The following is a 20,206-nucleotide window of genomic DNA, read 5'->3' as shown; positions in this document are numbered from 1 at the left end:
GGCGGTACTGCGCGCTGCGGCTCGGGGGCGGGAGGTGCGTACGCGCTGTACGCGCCGCCCGGGCACAGGGGCTTGATCAGGCGCTGGCGTTGCGCGCCCGGTTGCGAGCGGCGCGGCGCTTCATCGCGCGGCGCTCGTCCTCGCTGAGGCCACCCCACACGCCGGAGTCCTGGCCGGACTCCAGCGCCCACTGCAGACACTGCTCCTGGACGGGGCAACGACGGCAGACGGCCTTGGCTTCCTCGATCTGCAGCAGCGCAGGACCGGTGTTGCCGATGGGGAAGAAGAGCTCGGGGTCTTCCTCGCGGCAAACGGCGCGGTGACGCCAGTCCATGGCTGCTCCATCTCCTTGTTTTACAGCTTGCTTGTGAATGTGAACGCTTTCACGAATCCCCCCGAAAGGGAAGGGGCCGTCGTCCAGTGACCTGGTGCGGTCCCGGTGGGAATGGGGAGGGGATTCGGGCTCTCAAGGGGGCCGGTTGCAAAGGCCGTCCCGATCGCCAGGAAGAGACTCGCAAACCTCGGCGTCGGATACAACCCCTTCCGGAAAGTTTTTTTTGATTCCTTGGTGTCGCCTCTGTCACAGCCGTACTTCCAGGGGGTGGAAGTGAGCTTAAACGTTCGAGTAGAAGGACTTTTGCCTGTTCCGCTCACACAATCACACGCAGTGCACGCCGTACACCTGTGAACGTCACGCTCTTACGCAGTCCTAGGTGGTCGCCGTCCATCTGAAACGGCAGTGGAACCTTCGAATGCAAGGTGAAGTCCGTCAGGTCGTGCAGGGAGACTGCGTGCCTGCCCCGCGGCCCGCGCTGCGGCGAGGAGGTCAGCAGCTGGGCGGTGTAGCGGGCGATGGCGGGGCCGGAGAGCTTGCGGAGCCCCAGTACATCCAGGGCTGTGTCGAAGGAGGCCCGGGGGGAGGCGTAGACAGGGCGATTGCCCAGGTAGGTCCAGGGGGCGGTGTTGCAGACTATGGACAGCGCAAGATCCTTGACGGGCTCCTCACCGGGGCGCTCCAGCGTGATCGTCCCGTGCCGGCGGCTCGGCTCGCTGAGAAACTGCTGGAGGGCCTGCCGTACGTACAGCGCATGGGTCGAACGCCTGCCGCGTTCGCGCTGCTGCTCCACGCGCCCGACCACGCCGGCGTCGAAGCCGTACCCCGCGCAGAAGGTGAACCAGCGGGCGGGCACACTCTCGTCCTCGCTGCCCGGCGCGCCGGCGGCGAGCCCCAGGCCCACGGTCCGTTCGCTGCGGTCACGCAGCGCGTCCAGCAGCGCTCCGGTCGCCTCGATCGCGTCATTCGGCAGGCCGAGGGCGCGGGCGAAGACATTGGTCGACCCGCCCGGGACCACCGCCAGCCGCGGCTGCGCGTCGGGATCGGGGCCGTTGTGCAGCAGCCCGTTGACGACCTCGTTGACCGTGCCGTCGCCGCCGAGCGCCACGACTAGCTCGATCTCGCCACTCTCGGCCGCCCGGCGGGCCAGATCACGGGCGTGCCCGCGGTACTCCGTGGCGGCGACCTCCAGTTTCAGATCACTCGCGAGCGCATGGATGAGGACGTCCCGAGTGCGGGCACTGGTGGTGGTCGCTGCCGGATTGGCCACAAGGAGTGCACGCATGCGCAGCAGACTACCTACCTGCCGGTACAGGGCCCAGCCCCCTGGAGAACAGGCGCTCCCCGGCTCAGACGGGCGCGGGCCGGTCCGGCGTGCGGGCTACCCTGCTGGGGTGAGTAGGAATCGCACGACCGATGGGCACGAGGGCGCCGCCGCAGGCAAGGGCGCCGGGACGGGCAACGAGCCGACGGACGTCACAACTCCCCGGCCGGCGCGGCTCACGGCCGCCGCGGTGCTCTCCGCCGTCGAGGGCTTGGCGCTCGCCGCCTTCGGTGTATATCTGCTGGTCATGGGCTTGCTCGGACATCCGGGCAGTCCGCGGCAGGCGGAGATGGGCGGGCTGACCCTGCTGGCGCTCGCCGCGCTGCCGCTGATCGCAGCCCGCGGCCTGCTGCTGCGGCGAAGCTGGAGCCGGGGCCCCGCGCTGATCATCCAGATCATGGCGGTGCCGGTCGCCTGGACGCTGATCAACACCGGAGGAGCGATGATCGCCGCCGGGGTCGCGCTCGGCCTCGCGGCCGTGGCCGTCCTGGCGCTGCTGGTCAACCCGACGGCGACCGAGGCACTCGGCATCGGGCCGCGCGACGCGTAGCCGCCCCGCGCGGCACGGCAAGGGGCAGCGGTTACTCCTCCACCAGCAGCCGGTCGCGCAGCTGGGCCAGCGTACGGGCCAGCAGCCGCGACACATGCATCTGCGAGATACCGACCTCCTGCGCGATCTGCGACTGGGTCATATTGCCGAAGAACCGCAGCAGCAGGATCTTCTTCTCCCGCGGCGGCAGCTCCTCCAGCAGCGGCTTGAGCGACTCCCGGTACTCCACCCCCTCCAGGGCGTCGTCCTCGGCGCCCAGGGTGTCGGCGACGGCCGGCGACTCGTCGTCGGTGTCCGGCACGTCCAGGGAGAGAGTGCTGTAGGCGTTGGCGGACTCCAAGCCCTCCAGCACCTCCTCCTCCGAGATCCCGAGCTGCTCGGCCAGCTCGTGGACCGTCGGCGACCTGCCGTGCCGCTGGGACAGTTCGGCGGTCGCCGTGGTCAGCGAGAGCCGCAGCTCCTGGAGCCGACGCGGCACTCGTACCGCCCAGCCCTTGTCGCGGAAGTGCCGCTTGATCTCGCCGACGACGGTCGGGGTCGCGTAGGTGGAGAACTCCACTCCGCGGTCCGGGTCGAACCGGTCGACGGACTTGATCAGGCCGATGGTGGCGACCTGCGTCAGATCGTCCAGCGGCTCGCCGCGGTTGCGGAACCGGCGGGCCAGATGCTCCACGAGCGGCAGGTGCATGCGGACCAGGTGGTTGCGCAGCTCGGCACGCTCCGGAGAGCCGTCGGGCAGCCCGCGCAGCTCGATGAACAGCTCGCGGGCGCCAGTGCGGTCGTGCGGCGCGGTCAGCTGCCCGTGCTCCGGCGCGTGGGTGTGGCCATGGCCGTGACCGTGGCCGTTCCCGTGCACCGGAACCCGCTGCACGGGCCCGTGCTCGCGCTCATGCTCGCGCACAGCCCCGTGCTCGCGCTCGTGCCGCTCGTCCTGGCGCTGCTGGTGCTGCTGCTGGTCCATGTGGTCCGCCCGCTCTGCCTGCTGCTGATCGGGGATGGCGGCGCTGGGCACCACCTGCGCGACGCGCCTCTCGTCCTGCACCGGCCTGCCCGTTCCATCCGTCACGGCTGGCCAGGGCCCGAGCCGCGCTTCTTGTGCAGACTGATGCTGACCGTGCGGTCCTCACCGACCGTGGAGTCGACTTCGCCGGCGAGTGCGGAGAGCACCGTCCAGGCGAAGGTGTCGCGCTCGGGAGCGCGACCGTCGGTGGTGGGAGCCGAGACGGTCACCCGCAGCGCATCTCCGACCAGGCGGAAGACGCAGCTGAGCACACTTCCCGGAACGGCCTGCTGGAGCAGGATCGCGCACGCCTCGTCGACCGCGATGCGCAGATCCTCGATCTCGTCGAGGGTGAAGTCCAAGCGGGCTGCGAGACCGGCCGTGGCCGTACGCAACACCGACAGGTAGGCACCCGCAGCGGGCAGCCGGACTTCCACGAAGTCCTGGGTCCCGGGCTCGCCTGCGATCTGGGACACCCTCACCTCCAAGGTGGCACAAGCTGGTTGAGCTCCTAATCGCGCCGGTGTTCGCTCCCCCGCGGGGAGAGCCGACCGGCGCGGCACATGGTTCAGCTGCGACGCTATCGCGATCCGTGGTCAAAGGGCGTACGGACCGGGTGAGCGTTACTCATTGTAAGTCTTCGGGTACGGACAGTGGCTAGGGGTCTGCGGGTCCAAATCTGCTGAAAAACTCTCCCGTTGGCCGCTCAGGTGATCCGTTGGTCGACGAAACACCAGCGCCAGCTCTCGCCCGGCTCGTACGAGCGAATCACCGGATGTCCGGTGTCCTCGAAGTGCTGCGTCGCGTGCCGCGGCGGTGACGAGTCGCAGCATCCCACGTGCCCGCACACTAGGCATAGCCGCAGTTGCACCGGGTGGCTGCCGACCGCCCTGCATTCCAGGCAGGTGTCGGCCAGCGCGTCCGGCTCGGGGCGCGGCAGGTCGAGAACGTGCGGACACTCGCTCATGATGGCCAGGTTAGAACGCCTCGACGGGGAACCGAGGTCATGTGCGCGTCATGGAATGGGGCGCGGAGCGCGGTAAGCGCGGAGCACGTACGAGGACGGTTCGGGACCGATGGACGCTTTGCCACTGCTGCTGCTGGTCGCCGGCAGCACGGCTGTCGCCGGCGTGGCCCGCCGTACGTCGGTGCCGGCGCCGCTGTTGCTGGTCGCCGCCGGGCTCCTTGCCTCGTTCATCCCGGGACTGCCGCCCTACACCCTTGATCCGGACATCATTCTTCCGCTGGTGCTGCCGCCCCTGCTGCATACGGCCGCACTGGACAGCTCCTATCTCGGGCTGCGAGCGAATCTGCGGCCGGTGGCGCTGCTGTCCGTCGGGTACGTCCTCTTCGCGACGGTGGCCGTGGCCTGGATCGCGCACCTGGTGGTGCCCGGTCTGTCGCTGACCGCCGCTCTGGTACTGGGCGCCGTGATCGCCCCGCCGGACGCCGTGGCCGCGACCGCCATCGCCCGCAGGGTCGGGCTTCCCTCGAAGATCACGACGATCCTGCAGGGCGAGTCGCTGCTCAACGACGCGACTGCGATCACCGCCTTCAGGGTGGCGCTGGCGGCCGCGCTGGGGGAGGGGGCGACCTGGGTCGGCGGGCTGGCGGCGTTCGTGATCGCCGCGGTGGGCGGAATCGGTGTCGGGTTGCTGCTGATGGTGCCGCTGCACTGGCTGCGGACCCGGCTGCGGGATCCGCTGCTGCTGAACACTCTTTCCCTGCTCATCCCGTTCGTGGCGTATCTGGCCGCGGAGTCGGTGCACGCCTCCGGGGTGCTCGCGGTCGTGGTCGTCGCGCTGTATCAGGGCCATCACTCCTGGGAGGTGGGTTTCGAGACCCGGCTCCAGGAAGCCGCGGTCTGGAAGATGGTGGGGTTCGTCCTGGAGTCGGCGGTTTTCGCGCTGATCGGGCTGCAGCTGCCGGTGGTGCTGCGCGGGCTCGAGGGGTACGCGGCCGGGGATGTGGTCCTGTACGCGGTCGCCGTGCTCGTGGCGGTGATCGTCTCGCGCTTCGTCTGGGTGTACCTCGGTACGGTGCTGCCGCTGCTGCGCAGATCGGACGAGCCTCCGCGGTGGAAATACGCGTTCGTCGTCTCCTGGGCCGGCATGCGGGGTGTGGTGTCGCTCGCCGTCGCGTTCTCGATCCCGCTCACGGCCGACGGCAGGGAGGCCTTCCCGGCGCGCGACCTGGTGCTCTTTCTGACCTTCACCACCGTGATCGGAACACTGGTGCTGCAGGGCCTCACGCTGCCCAAGGTCATCCGGCTCCTGAAGATTCCCGGACGGGACCTGTACCGGGAGACCCTGCTGGAGGCGGAAGCGCAGCACGAGGCGTCGCGCGCCGCGGAGCGGCGGCTGGAGGAACTGCTCGCGGACGAGCGCAACGCACTGCCGCCACCGCTGGTGGAGCGGTTGCGCTGGGTGCTGGAGTGGCGGCGGAACGCGGTGTGGGAGCGGCTCGGCGCGGTGAACGAGAAGACGGGGGAGTCGCTGGACGACATCTACCGGCGGCTGACGAGGGAGGTGATCGCCGCGGAGCGGGAGGTGTTCGTGAAGCTGCGCGATCAAGGGCGGATCGACGACGAGATGCTGCGGACGCTGCTGCGTCGGCTGGACTTCGAGGAGGCGGCGGCGTACCGGGAGGAGCTCGGGTCCCGTTAACGGGTCCCGGCGCCCGTGCCGGGCCTGCTGCCGGTCGCGGTGCCGGTGCCGGTCACGACGGCGGCGACCGTGGTGCCGGGCGCGAAGGCGCCTTCCCGGGCCAGCGTTGCGAGTCCGTAGAGCATCTTGGCGACATACAGGCGGTCCACGGGCAGGCCGTGCCGCGCGGAGAAGTCATCGGCGAACGCGCGCAGCTCGGGACTGGTCTTCGCGTAGCCCCCGCAGTGGAAGCGGTGCTCTATGCGCCAGTGCCCCGCGCGGCCGCCGAACGCCTCGTGCTGCAGGCGCTCCGTCTCACGGTCGAGGAACCCGCCCCGCAGGACTGCGAAGCCGAGGGCCTGCGCCGTTCCTGCGGTGGCATACGGTCCCGGCTCCGGCGCCAGCCCGGCGGCGAGCCCGGCCAGGGTGCCACCGGTCCCGCAGGCGACCGCCACCACATCGGCCGCCCCGCGCAGCTCCCGGCCGAGCTGTGCACAGCCCCGTGCCGCAAGGGCGTTGCTGCCGCCCTCCGGGACGAGGCAGAAGTCGCCGAACCGCTCGTGCAGGCCCTCGAGGAACTGCGGCTCTGTCTTGCGGCGGTAGGTGCCGCGGTCGACGAAGACCAGCCGCATACCGTCTTCGGCGCATCGGGCCAAGGTGGGGTTGAGCGGGCGGTCGGCCAGCTCGTCACCCCGTACGACCCCTATCGTCGCGAGCCCCAGAAGCCGGCCGGCCGCGGCGGTGGCACGCAGATGGTTGGAGTAGGCGCCACCGAAGGTGAGCAGAGTGGTCTGGCCCCGTTCGGCGGCGGCGCGCAGGTTCGGCACGAGCTTGCGCCATTTGTTGCCGGGCAGGTCGGGGTGTATGAGGTCGTCCCGCTTGAGCAGCAACTGGACGCCGTGCCGGGCGAACCGCTCGTCCTCGACCGGCTGGAGGGGCGACGGGAGCCGCGGCCGCAGCGCATCCGGACGGGGGGCGGGAGTACTCACCGTCCCATTGTCACCCGCTGTCACCTGCGGCGGTCAGCGTGGGCCACGCGCCCCGAAGCAGGCCACGCGCCCCGAAGCAGGCCACGCGCCCCGAAGCAGGGCACGCGGCCCGAAGCAGGGCACGCGGCCCGCAGAAAAGGTCATGTGTGCAGGAACTTGTCGCCGTGGGCCGCGACGTGGGCCTCCACGGCGGTCTCCGCGTCCCGCGTGCGCTGCGGTGAGCCGGTGCCGTGCTTCTCGGCGTAGTACGCGGCGCCAAGCTTCTTCAGCAGCGTTTCTCCCTCCCGCTTCGCCTGCACCTCCTCGAGCTTCTCCTTGCCCTGCGAGATGCCTTGCTGCGCCCGCTCCTTCGCGCGTTCCAGGATCCCTGCCATCGCTGCCTCCTGCGGTCGGTGCGGATGGGGCGGAAGCGGCGTTCACCCCTGACCGAACAACGGCCCTGTCGCGGGTCCGGTTCCCTCAGGCGCCGGTCTGTAACACCGGATTCATGGCGTATACCGGATCCATGGCGTAAACCTGACGGCGTCACCCGCCGAGGCGTATCTATTCCCACTCATTCGTGTAATGGCCAGCTCTGCTACTGGCTGTCACGATGAAGAAGCGGACCGGAATCAGGTGTTTCGCGAGCCGAGGGGGGATCATGCACGCTGACACGTTCATGGAGAGCCGCGAGAGCCGGGAGGCCATGGATCTGCTCGTGCGGTCACGGAGGGCGGTGGATCCGGAGCTACGTGCCGCGGTGGCCTCGTTGCCCGCCTCCTTACGGCGCATCGCCGCCTACCACCTCGGCTGGCAGGACGCCGACGGCATACCGACTCAGCGGAACGTCGGCAAGTCCATCCGGCCGGCGCTGGTGCTGGCGGCTGTGGAGGCGTTCGGCGGCCGGGCCGACGAGGCCGTACGGGCCGCGGCCGCCGTGGAACTGGTGCACAATTTCACCCTGCTGCACGACGACGTCATCGACCAGGACCCGACCCGGCGGCACCGGCCCACGGCCTGGACGGTGTTCGGCATCCCGGACGCCATCATCGGCGGTGACGCGCTGCACTCGCTGGCGCTGCGGATCCTCGCCGAGGACTCGCATCCTGCCGCGGCCGAGGCCGGCTCCCGGCTGGCGGCGTGCGTTGTCGAGTTGTGCGAGGGCCAGCAGGCGGACTGTGCCTTCGAGCAGCGGTCCGATGTCGGGCTGGAGGAATGCCTGCGGATGGCCGAGTCCAAAACGGGGGCGCTGCTCGGCTGCTCTTGCGCGCTCGGGGCGCTGTATGCCGGGGCGGATGAGGACACCGCGGACTCCATGGAGTCCTTCGGCCGGCAGGCGGGGCTCGCCTTCCAGCTCATCGACGATCTGATCGGCATCTGGGGGGACCCGTCGAGCACCGGCAAGCCGGCCGGCGCCGACCTCTGTGCCCGCAAGAAGTCCCTGCCCGTGGTCGCCGCGCTCGCCTCAGGGACGCCCGCAGGGGCCGAGCTCGCCGAGATATACGCGACCGACGGGCCGCTGGACGACGCCGGTCTGCGGCGGGCGACGGAGGCGGTCGAGCGCGCGGGCGGGCGGGACTGGGCGCAGAGCGAGGCCTGCGTCCGGATGGCGGTGGCGGTCGACCATCTGGCGCGGGCCGTGCCGGATCTGGGGCGGGCCGGGGATCTGCTGTCGCTCGCGGAGTTTGTCACCCGCCGCAGCCGCTGAGCGGCCAGCGGCGCAGCGGCCCGGACCAGAGGGCGTGCATGCGGCGGCGCGTTCGAGGAGCAGCGTGCGCTCGCGCTCGTTCCGGGTGAGCGATGCGGCGCGCTCGAACTCCTCCCGTGCCTCCTGCGGCCGCCCGAGTCGTACCAGGAGGTCTCCACGCACGCTCGGCAGCAGGCATGTAGCGCATCGCCATATCTCCTTCGCTGGTTCGGCCCCGGCTCTGGGACACAGGCGCCAAGGGCCGGCGGAGTATCGCCAGAAGTGCTGACGCCGGATGGCTGCGTCCCGTTCTCCGATCAAGCCAGGCTCGGGAGGAGGCGTCGTGAGGCTGGGAAGGCGACGCAGAGCGGATGGGACTCGGCCGTTTGGCCAGGTGGGGAAGCTGGATCACCAGGTAGATCAGCGGGGCGAGCGAGGCCGCGCCGCCGCGAGCAACTACGGCTGACCAACCGGCGTGAGCCAGGCACGAGAATGACCGTAACGCCCCCCGTCGCCGCGGGCGTCTAGGCCCGTCTAGGCCACGTACTCAGCGAGAGGGCCCGTCCGGATAGCAGGGGCGTCTGCGGTGGCTGTCTGCTGCAGGGGCCCCGACCTCCCGCTATATCAGGCATCTGCGCAATGACCGACATTCAGGTTCTTTCCTCCTGAACAGCGCTCTTCTGTCATGTCTTCATTGAAGTAGGGCCTTGTCATGGGAAGTTGTTGACTTCCTCTTACTTGATGTTTACCTTTTCGGAGCCTCCCACGTGACCAAGTGTTCGATACGAAGGGACACCATGCGCGTCTCCTCCCGGGCGAAGAAGGCCGGCGCCGTCCTGGCCGCCGCCAGCGCCCTGACCTTCCTCAACGCCCCGTTCGCCTCGGCGAACTGGTCCAGCTCCATCAGCAGCTAGACCGACGGCCAGGAGTCCCGTCACTGGGATGAGCAGGGCACCTACAGCCAGGTGCAATTCCGGGACTGCTTCGCCCAGTACGCCTCGTCCAGCCAGCAGAGCGTGGACCTGCTGATGTGGGTGGACAAGCCGTTCCAGGTAGACCAGCAGCTTGACCGGAAGATCTTCACCAACTGTTTCAACGGCTCCAGCTACTGGAGCAACGGCGAGTGGACCGACGTTCCCTCGGGTGATGTCACCCTGTACTTCGAGGCCGACAAGGTCGGACCGGGCGGCTCGTGCTGCCTGCTGTTCGTCTCCGAGGTGTACCAGGACACCTCGCTGGCCGACTAGGAAACACCATCCCAGACGGTCATCGGCGCACAGGACCCCGCGTCCTGTGCGCCCTCTTTCATTCCCTCACCAGGACACAACGCCATGCGCCTCCGAACATTGCTGCGTACCTCCAGCGCACTCCCCGCACTTCCCCTGGCCATCGGGCTTGTCGCCCTTTACTACGTCGCCAGCACCACCGATCAGATCGCGTTCTTCCCCTACCCTTACGCCCCGCTCCTCGTGGAGCGCCCCATGGAGCCGATGTATGCGGTCACCTACGCCGTCGTCTCCGCAGCCGCCGCCTGGCAAGGGGCGCGTCTGAAGGAATCCGGGGTGTGGAACGCAGCCCCATACCGCCGCATCTGGCAGGTCATCGCCGCCGCTCTCGCGCCGATCGTCGCGCTCGGCTGGCTGATGTTCCTCGTCCCCGTGACGATGGCGTTCATCCAGACCCCCGCCTGGCCCACCCTCGCCAGTCTCCCGCCGCTTGCGCTCGGCCTGCTCCTCGTCGTGGCCCATGCCGTGATCGGGTTCACCATCGGGCAGCGCGTCAAGCCGCTGATCGCCGCCCCTGCGCTGATATGCCTGGTGTTCGTCGCCGTGTCGTTCTCCCACGCCGTCGAACCGATGTATGTGCGTTTCATGATGGGCCAGTACACGGCCATGCTCGGGTTCGGGGAGTCGGTGACCCTCTCCTCGATGCTCTCCGAGTTCCTGCCGACCGCGTCCGTGGCGGTTGCGGCTGCGCTGTTCTGGTGGCGCGGCCAGGTCCTGATCCGAGCCGGGCTCGCTGTTGTCGTGGTGGCGGCGTCCATCTTCACCTCGTACAGCATCGCCCACCACTGGGGTCCCAACCCGTCGCTGAACCTGGTCACCGACAAGATGTGCCAGGGGGAGGCGCCGAGGATCTGCATGCCCGAGCAGGCGTCCAGAAGCATCACGGCCGTCCGTGACGAGATGATCAGAACCTATTCGATGCTGGAGACCTACGGGATCATCGAGCACCCCCCGGCCGTGGTCAACGATCAGCTTCTCTACGGCCGCTTCACCCAGGACCCCACCCCGAGCACGCGCTACCTGCCGCTAACCATCGCCTACCGTGACCGGCACCTGGTCGCCGATGTCGTCGAGGACTCGGTGCGGCTTCCGTGCGCGACGCCAACCTTGGAGGGACAGCGGACTATCAGCTTCTGGCTGTCGAAGAAGCTCGGCGGCAACCCCACCTTCGAGAAGGTCTCCAGGTCCGACCCCTACTACACCCTCCGCCAGCACGAGAAGATCACGGGCGAGGTGGACCGGGTCTCCGCTCTCCCGGCCGCGGAGCAGAAGTCCTGGTACCGGGCCACTTCCAAGAAGGCATGTGAGGGCCGCCCGTGATCTGGTGGATCAAAACCCGCCGCGTGCACCCTGTCCTCACCTGCGGGATGCTCACCTTCGCCGCGCTAACGCTCCTCGTGCAGGACTCCACGGTGCTGCTGCCCGCTCTTACCCTCTCCGTCGGCAACGCCACCATGCTGGCGTTCTTCACCCCCGTCATTGTGGTGGGCACGCTCGCCCAAGTCCTCGACAATCGGCTCACCTCGGCCGAGGAGTCCGGCATCCGTCCCGTGCCATGGATGGACACCGCCCTGATCGCCGCCGCCATGGGCGCCGCGATGGCGGTGTCCGTGATCGGCGGCTGGGCCACCGGTTCCGAAGCCGTCCTGGCGGCCGGGCGCAACACCTGCTTTCTGGCCGGGCTGATGCTGTGCGCCCGATTCTTCGTGCGCCGCTCGGGCATCGTCCTGCCCCTGACCTGGATCTTCGCCATCGTGTTCTTCGGGCGGAAGACCGGCGCCAGCTACTACGAGTGGGCGCTGACCGCACAGCCCCACGGTCACGCTCTCGCCGCCGCGTCCGCCGCAGCGGCGCTCGCCCTCGGCCTCCTCCTCACCCACCACTCCAGGAATCCGCTGTGAGCATCGTCTTCACCAACTGCACCTATCGCTACGGACGCAAATACCGGCCTGTGCTGGAGGATTTCTCCTACCGCGTACCGGACGGCGTCACGATCTTCCTCGGGCCCAACGGCGCCGGGAAGTCCACCACGCTCAAGCTCGCCGCCTCGGTGATCAATCCCCATTCGGGACGCATCAGCGTGGACGGCATCAGCTCACGCAGCCGCGAGTTCCGCAAGCACGTGGCGTGGATGCCGCAGCACATCACGGCCATGGCCGGGCTGACCTCCCGTGAGCAGGTCGCGTACACAGGCTGGCTGAAGGGCATGAACCGCTCCGACGCGTGGAGCCAGGCCCGCGAGACGCTGGCGGTCGTCAACCTGCTGGAGAAGGCCGACGCCAAGGCCACCAGTCTCTCCGGCGGACAGTTGCGGCGCCTTGGTGTGGCCTCCGCTCTGGTCCATGAGTGCCGTGTGCTGCTTCTGGACGAGCCCACGGCTGGGATGGACCCCACGCAGAGGCGGGCCTTCCGGGACGTGCTCACCGCCGTTTCGGAAGCGGACGGGGTGAAGATCCTCATGTCCACGCACGATGTGGCCGACCTCGCCGAGGATGCCGACTACGTGACGGTGCTGACCGGAGGGGTGATCCGCTTCAATGGGACTACGGATGAGTTCCTGGCGCAGGCCCCGCAGGACACCCCGGAGGCGCGGCGTGCGGAAAGCGCCTATACGGCGCTCACAGCACGGTGAGAGCTGAGCGCACCGTCCACCAGCCTGGTGGGCGGTGCGCTTCGAGTGAGTTTTCCCTAGATGCGGCTACGGCTATGACACGGCGACCGGGCTGCCTACTTCCAGCCGTCCAGTGATACCTCAGGTCCGCCGGTGAGGTAGTGGTGGAGGGCGCCGGCGGTGGTGTCCACGAAGCCTCGGGGATGGCGTCGGCGCCGACCCAGCGGACCTGCGCGTGTTTGCGGGGGTTCGCGGTTTTCTGGTTCGCCGACCCACTCGTGGGCGGCGAAGACGACGGTGAGGAAGCCGTTGGGGGCCTCCACGCCCCAGGCGCCGTGGATGATGTGGGCGACTTTCAAGGACTCGGGCTTCACGGTCAGTCCGGTCTCCTCGTGGAGCTCGCGGACCGCCGTCTCGGTGATCGGCTCGCCGGGTTCGCGCTTGCCGACGGGGAGGTCCCACATGCTCTGGGCGAACTTGGTGTTCTGGCTGCGTTGGAGGAGGACGACGTGGTTGGTGGCCTGGTCGTGGACGATGACGGCGGCGACCAGCAGGGTCATGGATTCGAGGGCGGGCTTGAGGGCTTTGGGCTGGTCGTGGGGTGTCGGCTGAGCCACGGTGGTCCCTTCGTCGGCCGGGTTGGTGGAATTGTTTCCGGCCGGGACTTTCCCGGGCCCCGGACGCAGAAGACCGCACCCGGCTCCGCGTGGATGCCGGGTGCGGTCTCGTACGGGGGAGCGAGAAGGCTCAGTCAGGCCTTCTTGGTCTCCCAGAAGATCTTGTCGATCTCGGCGATCAGGTCCAGAAGCTTCTGGCCCGTGGCCGGGTCGGTGGAACCCTTCGCGGCGCTGGCGGCCTTCAGGGCGTCGTTGACCAGCTGGTGCAGCTGGGGGTACTTCTCGAAGTGCGGGGGCTTGAAGTAGTCGCTCCACAGCACGGAGATGTGGTGCTTGGCGATCTCCGCGCGCTGCTCCTTGATGACGGTGGCCCGGACGCGGAAGTGCGCGTCCTCGTTGGCCTGGTACTTCTCCTGGATGGCCTTGACCGACTCGGCCTCGATGCGGGCCTGCGCCGGGTCGTAGACGCCGCAGGGCAGGTCGCAGTGCGCGCTGACCTTCACCTTCGGGGCGAACAGGCGGGAGAGCATGTGCTGTCCTTCCTCGTGATCGTCTTCTCAGAGGGGAGATTACTCCCTGCCCGGGGCGTTTTCGCGAGTGCCCCAGGAGGCTTAGGACAAAAGTCCAGTGTCACGCTGGAACTGGATGGAGGAATGGACCGGGAGGTGCCGGATGCCGGACGGTGGCCGGTGGGAGGGTTACGAACACGGTCTCGAGCGCGAGCCACAGCCCGGTGCGGAGCGCCGGGCGGCACTGCCGTACGGGCTCGCCGAGGTGGTCGGGCCGTCCATGGTGCCGACCTTGCGGCCAGGCGACCAGCTGCTGGTGGAGTACGGCGCCGAGGTACGCCCAGGTGATGTCATCGTGCTGCAGCACCCGTTGCAGCAGGATCTGCTGATCGTCAAACGTGCCGCCGAACGGCGTGCGGCCGGCTGGTGGGTGCTCGGCGACAACCCGTTCGCCGAGAACGACAGCCGCGAGTTCGGCCCCGTCCCCGACGAGATGGTGCTCGCGCGCGCCCGGGTGCGGCTGCGACCGCCCCACGAGGTGCGGGCTCAGCGGGCGCTGCGGGTGGTGCCCGCGCTGGTCTCCTGGCTCTTCACCGCCGTCAGGCCCGTACGCTGCGTCCCGCCCGCCGGGGCCGAGAGGCCCGACCGCTCCGTCTCCTGACGCTTGCGGGCCCGGTAGGCGGCGACGTTGGCGCGGGTGGCGCAGCGGTCCGAGCAGTAGCGCCGGGACCGGTTGGTCGAGGTATCGAGATAGACCCGGCGGCAGGGTGCGGCCTGGCAGATGCCGAGCCGGTCGACACCCAGCTCGGTGAGGTGGAAGGCGAGCCCCATGGCGGCCGTGGCCGCGTAGCCGGCGGTGGCGTTCGCCGGGTGGTCGGCGATGTGCATATGCCAGTCGGGGCGGCCGTCCTCGTCCCGCGCCTCGTGCCCGGAGATCTGCGGGCTGACCGGGAACTCCATCAGCAAGGCGTTCAGCAGGTCCACGGCCCGTACCTCGTCGCCCTCGTCCGCCGCCTCGAAGACGGCGCGCAGCCGGGTCCGTACGGCCCGCAGCCGGGTCACGTCCGCCTCGGTGGCCCGGCGGGCCGCGTGGGTGTTGGCGCCGAAGAGGGCACGTACCGCCTCGACCGAGGTGAGCTCGTCCTTGCCGCGGTTCGGCTCCTCGCTGTTGACCAGCCGTACTGCGTAGTCCGAGTAATAGGCCAGTTCCACTTGTACTCCTTACGGAGGCGGTCTAGGGTCGGGACGAACTGCGTAACAACCACTCTGGCTTCGAGGGTATTACGACGGGGAGGATCGGGATGACGGAGACGGCCACGGTGGTGTCGGCCAGCGGCGACTGGGCCGCGTGGCAGGCCCTGTGGGACCGCCAGCAGGAGTGGTACCTCCCGGACCGGGAGGAGCGCTTCCGGGTGATGCTCGACATGGTCGAGGCGCTGGTGGGACGCGAGCCGAAGGTGCTGGACCTCGCGTGCGGTACGGGAAGTATCTCGGACCGGCTGCTGCGCCGGTTCCCCAAGGCGGTCAGCACGGGCGTCGACCTCGACCCGGCCCTGCTCACCATCGCCCGCGGGTACTTCGACGGCGTCTCCCATGACGTGGGCCGGGGGAGGGTCGAGTTCATCACCGCCGACCTGCGGGACCCGCAGTGGCCGAGCAGGCTCCCATACCAGCGGTACGACGCGGTGCTCACCGCCACCGCCCTGCACTGGCTGCAGACCGAGCCGCTGAAGGCGCTGTACGGGCAGATCGCCGGTGTGCTGCGGGAGGGCGGGATCTTCCTGAACGCCGACCACATGCCCGACGCCTCCACTCCCCGCATCAACGAGGCCGAGCGCGCCTTCCGCCATGCCCGGCAGGAGCGGGAGAAGGCCGCCGGAGTGGTGGACTGGCGCGGCTGGTGGGAGCTCGCCGCGAAGGACGAGACCCTGGGCGGGCCGGTCGCCGAGCGTTTCCGGATCTTCGGTGAGCACGCCGACGGCGAGCCCCACCCGGTCGAGTGGCACGCCGACGCGCTGCGCGCGGCGGGCTTCGCCGAGGCGCGGGCCGTATGGCGCTCCGTCCCCGATGCGCTGGTGCTCGGCCTCAAGTGACCCGCCCGCGGCCACAACCGCGGCCCGCCCGCCCATGTCCCTGACGGGATGGGCGGGCGGGAACAGTCCCGGCGCGGAGAGCCGGCTACAGCACCTTGGAGAGGAACGACTTCGTCCGCTCGTGCTGGGGGTTGGTCAGAACGTCCCGGGGGTGGCCGGATTCGACGACCACGCCGTCGTCCATGAAGACCAGGGCGTCGCCGACTTCGCGGGCGAAGCCCATCTCGTGGGTGACGACGACCATCGTCATACCGTCCTCGGCGAGGCCGCGCATGACGTCGAGCACGTCACCGACCAGTTCCGGGTCCAGTGCCGAGGTCGGCTCGTCGAAGAGCATCAGCTTCGGCTCCATCGCCAGCGCGCGGGCGATGGCCACGCGCTGCTGCTGTCCGCCGGAGAGCTGGGAGGGGTAGTTCCCGGCCTTGTCGGCCAGCCCCACCCGGTCCAGCAGACGCTCGGCCCGCTCCCGTGCCACCGCCTTGGTCTCTCGCTTGACCTGAAGCGGCGCCTCCATGACGTTCTCCAGCGCCGTCATGTGCGGGAAGAGGTTGAAGCGCTGGAAGACCATGCCGATGTCGCGGCGCTTGGCGGCGACTTCACGGTCCCTGAGCTCGTAGAGCTTGTCGCCCTGCTGCCGGTAGCCGACCAGTTCGCCGTCGACGTACAGCCGTCCGGCGCTGATCTTCTCCAGGTGGTTGATGCACCGCAGGAAGGTGGACTTGCCGGAGCCGGACGGGCCGATCAGGCAGAACACCTCCCGCGGGGCGACCTCGAGGTCGATGCCCTTGAGGATGTGGGCCGGGCCGTAGGACTTGTGCACGCCCTCGGCCTTCACCATGGCGGTCATGCGGCACCTCCGGCGGGACGGTTGCGGAAGGCGGCCAGGTTCGCCTTGACGCGCTGCCAGGGGGTGGGCGGCAGGCTGCGGACGGATCCGCGGGCGTAGCGGCGCTCCAGGTAGTACTGGCCGACGCTGAAGACGCTGGTGAGGACCAGGTACCAGGTGGCCGCGAGGAACAGCATCTCCACCGCGGCGCCGGTCGTCTGCCCGATGTCCTGGGTGCTGCGCAGCAGCTCCAGGTACTGGGCGGCCGAGGCTGCCAGCGACGAGGTCTTGAGCATGTTGATGAACTCGTTGCCCGTCGGCGGCACGATCACCCGCATCGCCTGGGGCAGGACGATGCGGCGCAGGGTCTGGCTGTGGGTCATGCCCAGCGCGTGGGAGGCCTCGGTCTGGCCCTCGTCGACCGACTGGATGCCGGCGCGGACGATCTCGGACATGTACGCGGCCTCGTTGAGCCCCAGGCCGAGCAGCGCGGCCATGAACGGGGTCATGAAGTCGCTCATCTCGTCCTTGTAGAAGCCGAGATTGAGGACCGGGAAGACCAGTGCGAGGTTGAACCACAGCAGCAGCTGGACGTAGACCGGGGTGCCGCGGAAGAACCAGATGTAGCCCCAGGCCACGGAGGAGGTGACCGGGTTCTTCGACAGCCGCATCACCGCGAGGAGGATGCCGCCGACCAGGCCCACGAGCATGGACAGGACCGAGATGAGCACGGTCTTGCCCAGGCCCTCCAGGACCGAGTGGTTGAAGACGAAGTCCGGGATGGCCCGGTAATTGATGTTGGCTCCGGCGAACGCGTTGACCAGCAGGGCCAGCAGGGCCAGGACCACCACGGCCGAAACCCAGCGTCCGTAGTGCCGGACGGGGACGGCCTTGACGGCCTCAGGGGCGCTTCCCGGCGGTGAGGCGTCTTCGGGCTGCACCTTTTCGGTGGGAACAGTCACGGGGGTGTTGCCTTTCAGCGTTCCGTACGCATGAGGGGTGAATTCGTACGGTCAGGCGGTCAGGAGCCGCCGTTGATCGTTGCCTGCTTCACCGCCCCCTGCTCAACGCCCCACTTGGCCAGGATCTTCTGGTACTCGCCATTCTTGATGACGGCGTCCATGGCGGCCTTCAGAGCGTCGCGGAGCTGGGTGTTGCCCTTGGCGACCGCAATGCCGTACGGGGCGGCCTCGACCTGCTCGCCGACGATCTGGAAGTCCTTGCCGCCGCCGGAGGTCTTCACCGCGTAGGCCGCGACGGGGAAGTCGCTGGAGCCGGCGTCGGCGCCGCCGGCGCGCAGCCGGGTCTGGGCCTCAACGTCGGTGTCGAAGGCCTCGATGGCGATCTTCTTCTTGCCGTCCTTCTCGCACTTCTTCGACTGGTCCTTGGCCAGGTCGTGCGAGACGGTGCCGCGCTGGACCACGATCTTCTTGCCGCAGAGGTCGTCCCAGGTCTTGATGCCCTTGTCGTCGCCCTTCTTGGTGTAGATCGAGACACCGGCGCTGAGGTAGTCGACGAAGTCGACACCCTCGCCGACCTTCTTCCCGGTGTCCGGGTCGACGCCGTTCTGGCGGTCCTTGTTGTCGGTCATCGCGGACATGGCGATGTCGTAGCGCTTGGAGCGCAGACCCGTGAGCAGGGTGTCGAAGGTGGCGTTGTTGAACTGGAAGGTCACACCGAGCTGCTTGCCGAGCGCGTCCGCGAGGTCGGGGTCGAGGCCGACGGTCTTGCCGTCCTTCTTGAACTCCACCGGCGGGTAAGCGATGTCCGATCCGACCTTGATGGCACCAGCGTCCTGGATGTTCTTCGGCAGCTTCTTGAACAGCGGTGCCGATGTGTTGCCCTTGGCGCCTTCGGTCTGGTCGCCACAGGCGGTGAGCAGCAGGGCGCCGGCGACCGCGATCGCGCCGGCCGCGGCCATGCGGGACGTGCGCGCAGTCGACCGGCGAGTGGGGATTGCGGTCATTACTGGATCCTCCTGGGCGGTGAGGGAGTGGCCTGCGGCCGGGTGTTCTATGAGCGTCCCGGGCCGTTCGGATTACGGAATAGTGCCATCAGGAAGGGCCGAATCAGCAGGTCGTTTATGTCAAAATCGGATAACGGGCGATCCTCGTGAGTAACGTCGGGCCCGGTCCGGTACCGCCAGACCGCGACGCGCGGCAGGTAGGCGACAACGAGACCATCATCACGCGCATGGTGTGCCAGGACAGGGTCGTGCGCCAGCAGTTCGGTCGAATTGGACGTGTCCGTGACGTTGCGGCCCGGTGCCGCGGCAGAAGTCACTCGTCCGCTGCCGCTCTCTTCCGGTAGAACAGACCTTTACACCCCTCACCCGGGGCTCAGGGCGCGTGTGCGGCGCGCCCGGGCGTCCGTACGTCTCCCCGCGCGGCCCCTTCCGCGTGTAACCGGCCATCCGCCGGGCGGGGGTTCCGGACGCGGTGCCCGCCCGCCTCTCAACGTGGGGCGGTTACCCTCGAACAGCATTTCAGACAAAGGGGTCAAAAAGTGGCAGCGGAGATCGTGAATCCTCGCAGCGACAACGAAGGCGACGAACAGAGCGACGAAGAGCTCTTCGATCCGGCCTTCGCGCTGCACCGGGGCGGCAAGATGGCCGTCCAGTCGACCGTGCCGGTCCGGGACAAGGAAGACCTGTCCCTCGCCTACACGCCGGGCGTCGCCAAGGTGTGCAGCGCGATCGCCGAGCAGCCGGAGCTCGTTCACGACTACACCTGGAAGTCCCAGGTCGTGGCCGTGGTGACGGACGGCAGCGCGGTGCTCGGACTCGGTGACATCGGCCCGGAGGCCTCGCTTCCGGTGATGGAGGGGAAGGCGATCCTCTTCAAGCAGTTCGGCGGCGTGGACGCGGTCCCGATCGCCCTGGACTGCCGGGAGGTCGACGAGATCGTGGAGACCGTCGTCCGGCTCGCGCCGTCCTTCGGCGGAGTGAACCTGGAAGACATCTCCGCGCCGCGCTGCTTTGAGATCGAGCGCCGGCTGCAGGAGCGCGTGGACATTCCGGTCTTCCACGACGACCAGCACGGCACCGCGGTCGTCACGCTCGCCGCGCTGCGCAACGCCGCCAAGCTCACCGACCGTACGCTCGGCCAGCTGCGGGCCGTGATCTCCGGCGCGGGAGCGGCGGGGGTCGCCATCGCCAAGATCCTCGTCGAGGCGGGCATCGGCGATGTCGCGGTCTGCGACCGCAAGGGCATCGTCAGCGCGGACCGCGAGGACCTCAACGACGTCAAGCGCGAGTTGGCGGGCTTCACCAACAAGGTGGGGCTGACCGGCTCTCTGGAGGGCGCCCTGGACGGCGCGGACGTCTTCATCGGCGTGTCCGGTGGCACGGTTCCGGAGTCCGCGGTGGCGACGATGGCGAAGGACTCCCTCATCTTCGCCATGGCCAATCCGAACCCGGAGATCCACCCGGACGTCGCGCACAAGTACGCGGCCGTGGTCGCCACCGGGCGCAGCGACTTCCCGAACCAGATCAACAACGTGCTCGCCTTCCCCGGAATCTTCGCGGGTGCCCTCCAGGTGCGGGCCTCCCAGATCACCGAGGGGATGAAGCTGGCCGCTGCCGAGGCGCTGGCCGCGGTCGTGGCCGACGAGCTGAGCGCGGACAAGGTGATCCCGTCGCCGTTCGACGAGCGGGTGGCCCCCGCGGTCACCGCGGCGGTTGCCGCGGCGGCGCGCGCCGAGGGCGTCGCCCGCCGGTAGGCCTTCCGGTCAGGCGCCGGGCCCGGCACACGTGCC

22 protein-coding genes and 1 pseudogene are annotated in these 20,206 nt (G+C 69.0%); 10 read left to right on the top strand and 13 right to left on the bottom strand.

The window, feature by feature from the left end; translation table 11 throughout:
- Positions 1–76: 76 nt before the first annotated feature.
- Positions 77–334, bottom strand: a complete 258-nt coding sequence (locus ACY34J_RS02445; RefSeq protein WP_462724643.1) for a WhiB family transcriptional regulator — start codon at positions 332–334, stop codon at positions 77–79.
- A gap of 316 nt (positions 335–650) precedes the next feature.
- Entirely contained in the window at positions 651–1,619 is a 969-nt protein-coding gene (locus ACY34J_RS02440) for a diacylglycerol/lipid kinase family protein (RefSeq protein WP_462724644.1), read from the bottom strand.
- A 109-nt stretch (positions 1,620–1,728) separates the two neighbouring features.
- On the opposite strand from ACY34J_RS02440, the gene ACY34J_RS02435 reads away from it, so the two are divergent.
- A complete protein-coding gene (locus ACY34J_RS02435; RefSeq protein WP_462724645.1) occupies positions 1,729–2,208 on the top strand; it encodes a hypothetical protein in 480 nt (159 codons plus the stop codon).
- 31 nt (positions 2,209–2,239) lie between these two features.
- Here ACY34J_RS02435 and ACY34J_RS02430 read toward each other — a convergent pair whose 3' ends face one another.
- The 3 genes from ACY34J_RS02430 to ACY34J_RS02420 form a co-directional block, all read right to left on the bottom strand.
- Complete coding sequence (locus ACY34J_RS02430) at positions 2,240–3,274, bottom strand: RNA polymerase sigma factor SigF (RefSeq protein ID WP_462724646.1); 1,035 nt, start codon at positions 3,272–3,274, stop codon at positions 2,240–2,242.
- A complete protein-coding gene (locus ACY34J_RS02425) occupies positions 3,271–3,684 on the bottom strand; it encodes an ATP-binding protein (protein ID WP_462724647.1) in 414 nt (137 codons plus the stop codon). Before ACY34J_RS02425 ends, ACY34J_RS02430 begins: the two co-directional genes overlap by 4 nt.
- Positions 3,685–3,914: 230 nt before the next feature.
- On the bottom strand, positions 3,915–4,175 hold the full coding sequence (locus tag ACY34J_RS02420) for a UBP-type zinc finger domain-containing protein (RefSeq protein ID WP_462724648.1): 261 nt from the start codon (positions 4,173–4,175) through the stop codon (positions 3,915–3,917).
- Positions 4,176–4,284: 109 nt separating this feature from the next.
- Between ACY34J_RS02420 and ACY34J_RS02415 the strand changes: the two genes are divergently transcribed.
- Positions 4,285–5,874, top strand: coding sequence for a Na+/H+ antiporter (locus ACY34J_RS02415; RefSeq protein WP_462724649.1), 1,590 nt, complete (start codon positions 4,285–4,287; stop codon positions 5,872–5,874).
- On the opposite strand, the gene ACY34J_RS02410 is transcribed toward ACY34J_RS02415, so the two are convergent.
- Both ACY34J_RS02410 and ACY34J_RS02405 read right to left on the bottom strand, forming a co-directional pair.
- Positions 5,871–6,842, bottom strand: coding sequence for a 1-aminocyclopropane-1-carboxylate deaminase/D-cysteine desulfhydrase (locus ACY34J_RS02410; protein WP_462724650.1), 972 nt, complete (start codon positions 6,840–6,842; stop codon positions 5,871–5,873). The genes ACY34J_RS02415 and ACY34J_RS02410 overlap by 4 nt on opposite strands.
- A 140-nt stretch (positions 6,843–6,982) precedes the next feature.
- Positions 6,983–7,216 (bottom strand): hypothetical protein, encoded by a 234-nt coding sequence (locus ACY34J_RS02405; protein WP_462724651.1) that lies wholly within the window; start codon positions 7,214–7,216, stop codon positions 6,983–6,985.
- 266 nt (positions 7,217–7,482) lie between these two features.
- On the opposite strand from ACY34J_RS02405, the gene ACY34J_RS02400 reads away from it, so the two are divergent.
- From ACY34J_RS02400 to ACY34J_RS02380, 5 genes are all read left to right on the top strand, one after another.
- Positions 7,483–8,529, top strand: coding sequence for a family 2 encapsulin nanocompartment cargo protein polyprenyl transferase (locus ACY34J_RS02400; protein ID WP_462724652.1), 1,047 nt, complete (start codon positions 7,483–7,485; stop codon positions 8,527–8,529).
- A gap of 944 nt (positions 8,530–9,473) precedes the next feature.
- Positions 9,474–9,755: a hypothetical protein gene (locus ACY34J_RS02395; RefSeq protein ID WP_462724653.1), complete on the top strand. Its 282-nt coding sequence runs from the start codon at positions 9,474–9,476 to the stop codon at positions 9,753–9,755.
- 84 nt (positions 9,756–9,839) lie between these two features.
- Positions 9,840–11,114, top strand: a complete 1,275-nt coding sequence (locus ACY34J_RS02390; protein WP_462724654.1) for a hypothetical protein — start codon at positions 9,840–9,842, stop codon at positions 11,112–11,114.
- Between the two features lie 23 nt (positions 11,115–11,137).
- Positions 11,138–11,695 carry a hypothetical protein gene (locus ACY34J_RS02385; RefSeq protein WP_462724655.1) on the top strand — a complete coding sequence of 186 codons (558 nt, stop codon included), beginning with the start codon at positions 11,138–11,140 and terminating at the stop codon, positions 11,693–11,695.
- Entirely contained in the window at positions 11,692–12,426 is a 735-nt protein-coding gene (locus ACY34J_RS02380) for an ABC transporter ATP-binding protein (protein WP_462724656.1), read from the top strand. Before ACY34J_RS02385 ends, ACY34J_RS02380 begins: the two co-directional genes overlap by 4 nt.
- A gap of 95 nt (positions 12,427–12,521) precedes the next feature.
- Here ACY34J_RS02380 and ACY34J_RS02375 read toward each other — a convergent pair.
- Positions 12,522–13,022 (bottom strand): annotated as a pseudogene (locus tag ACY34J_RS02375) (NUDIX domain-containing protein).
- 134 nt (positions 13,023–13,156) lie between these two features.
- Positions 13,157–13,552: a superoxide dismutase, Ni gene (gene sodN / locus ACY34J_RS02370; protein WP_462724657.1), complete on the bottom strand. Its 396-nt coding sequence runs from the start codon at positions 13,550–13,552 to the stop codon at positions 13,157–13,159.
- Positions 13,553–13,694: 142 nt separating this feature from the next.
- Here sodN and sodX point away from each other — a divergent pair, with 142 nt between their 5' ends.
- Complete coding sequence (gene sodX / locus ACY34J_RS02365; protein ID WP_462724658.1) at positions 13,695–14,192, top strand: nickel-type superoxide dismutase maturation protease; 498 nt, start codon at positions 13,695–13,697, stop codon at positions 14,190–14,192.
- On the opposite strand, the gene ACY34J_RS02360 is transcribed toward sodX, so the two are convergent.
- The gene (locus ACY34J_RS02360) at positions 14,078–14,743 is read right to left on the bottom strand and encodes a CGNR zinc finger domain-containing protein (protein WP_462724659.1); all 666 of its coding nucleotides are present in this window, start codon (positions 14,741–14,743) and stop codon (positions 14,078–14,080) included. The genes sodX and ACY34J_RS02360 overlap by 115 nt on opposite strands.
- A gap of 89 nt (positions 14,744–14,832) precedes the next feature.
- Here ACY34J_RS02360 and ACY34J_RS02355 point away from each other — a divergent pair, with 89 nt between their 5' ends.
- Positions 14,833–15,624 carry a class I SAM-dependent methyltransferase gene (locus ACY34J_RS02355; RefSeq protein WP_462724660.1) on the top strand — a complete coding sequence of 264 codons (792 nt, stop codon included), beginning with the start codon at positions 14,833–14,835 and terminating at the stop codon, positions 15,622–15,624.
- Positions 15,625–15,709: 85 nt separating this feature from the next.
- Here the strand turns inward: ACY34J_RS02355 and ACY34J_RS02350 are convergent, their stop codons facing one another.
- From ACY34J_RS02350 to ACY34J_RS02340, 3 genes are read right to left on the bottom strand one after another with little or no spacing between them, the layout of a single operon-like run.
- Positions 15,710–16,462, bottom strand: a complete 753-nt coding sequence (locus ACY34J_RS02350; protein WP_462724731.1) for an amino acid ABC transporter ATP-binding protein — start codon at positions 16,460–16,462, stop codon at positions 15,710–15,712.
- Between the two features lie 5 nt (positions 16,463–16,467).
- The gene (locus ACY34J_RS02345) at positions 16,468–17,412 is read right to left on the bottom strand and encodes an amino acid ABC transporter permease (protein ID WP_462724661.1); all 945 of its coding nucleotides are present in this window, start codon (positions 17,410–17,412) and stop codon (positions 16,468–16,470) included.
- A 59-nt stretch (positions 17,413–17,471) separates the two neighbouring features.
- A complete protein-coding gene (locus ACY34J_RS02340) occupies positions 17,472–18,416 on the bottom strand; it encodes an ABC transporter substrate-binding protein (protein WP_462724662.1) in 945 nt (314 codons plus the stop codon).
- Between the two features lie 539 nt (positions 18,417–18,955).
- Here ACY34J_RS02340 and ACY34J_RS02335 point away from each other — a divergent pair.
- A complete protein-coding gene (locus ACY34J_RS02335) occupies positions 18,956–20,170 on the top strand; it encodes an NAD(P)-dependent malic enzyme (RefSeq protein WP_462724663.1) in 1,215 nt (404 codons plus the stop codon).
- Positions 20,171–20,206: the final 36 nt, after the last annotated feature.

The sequence above is a fragment of the Streptomyces sp. HSS9-12 genome (assembly GCF_054963655.1).
The sequence above is the reverse complement of the archived record's forward strand: the minus strand, read 5'-3'. Positions and strand labels throughout refer to the sequence as shown.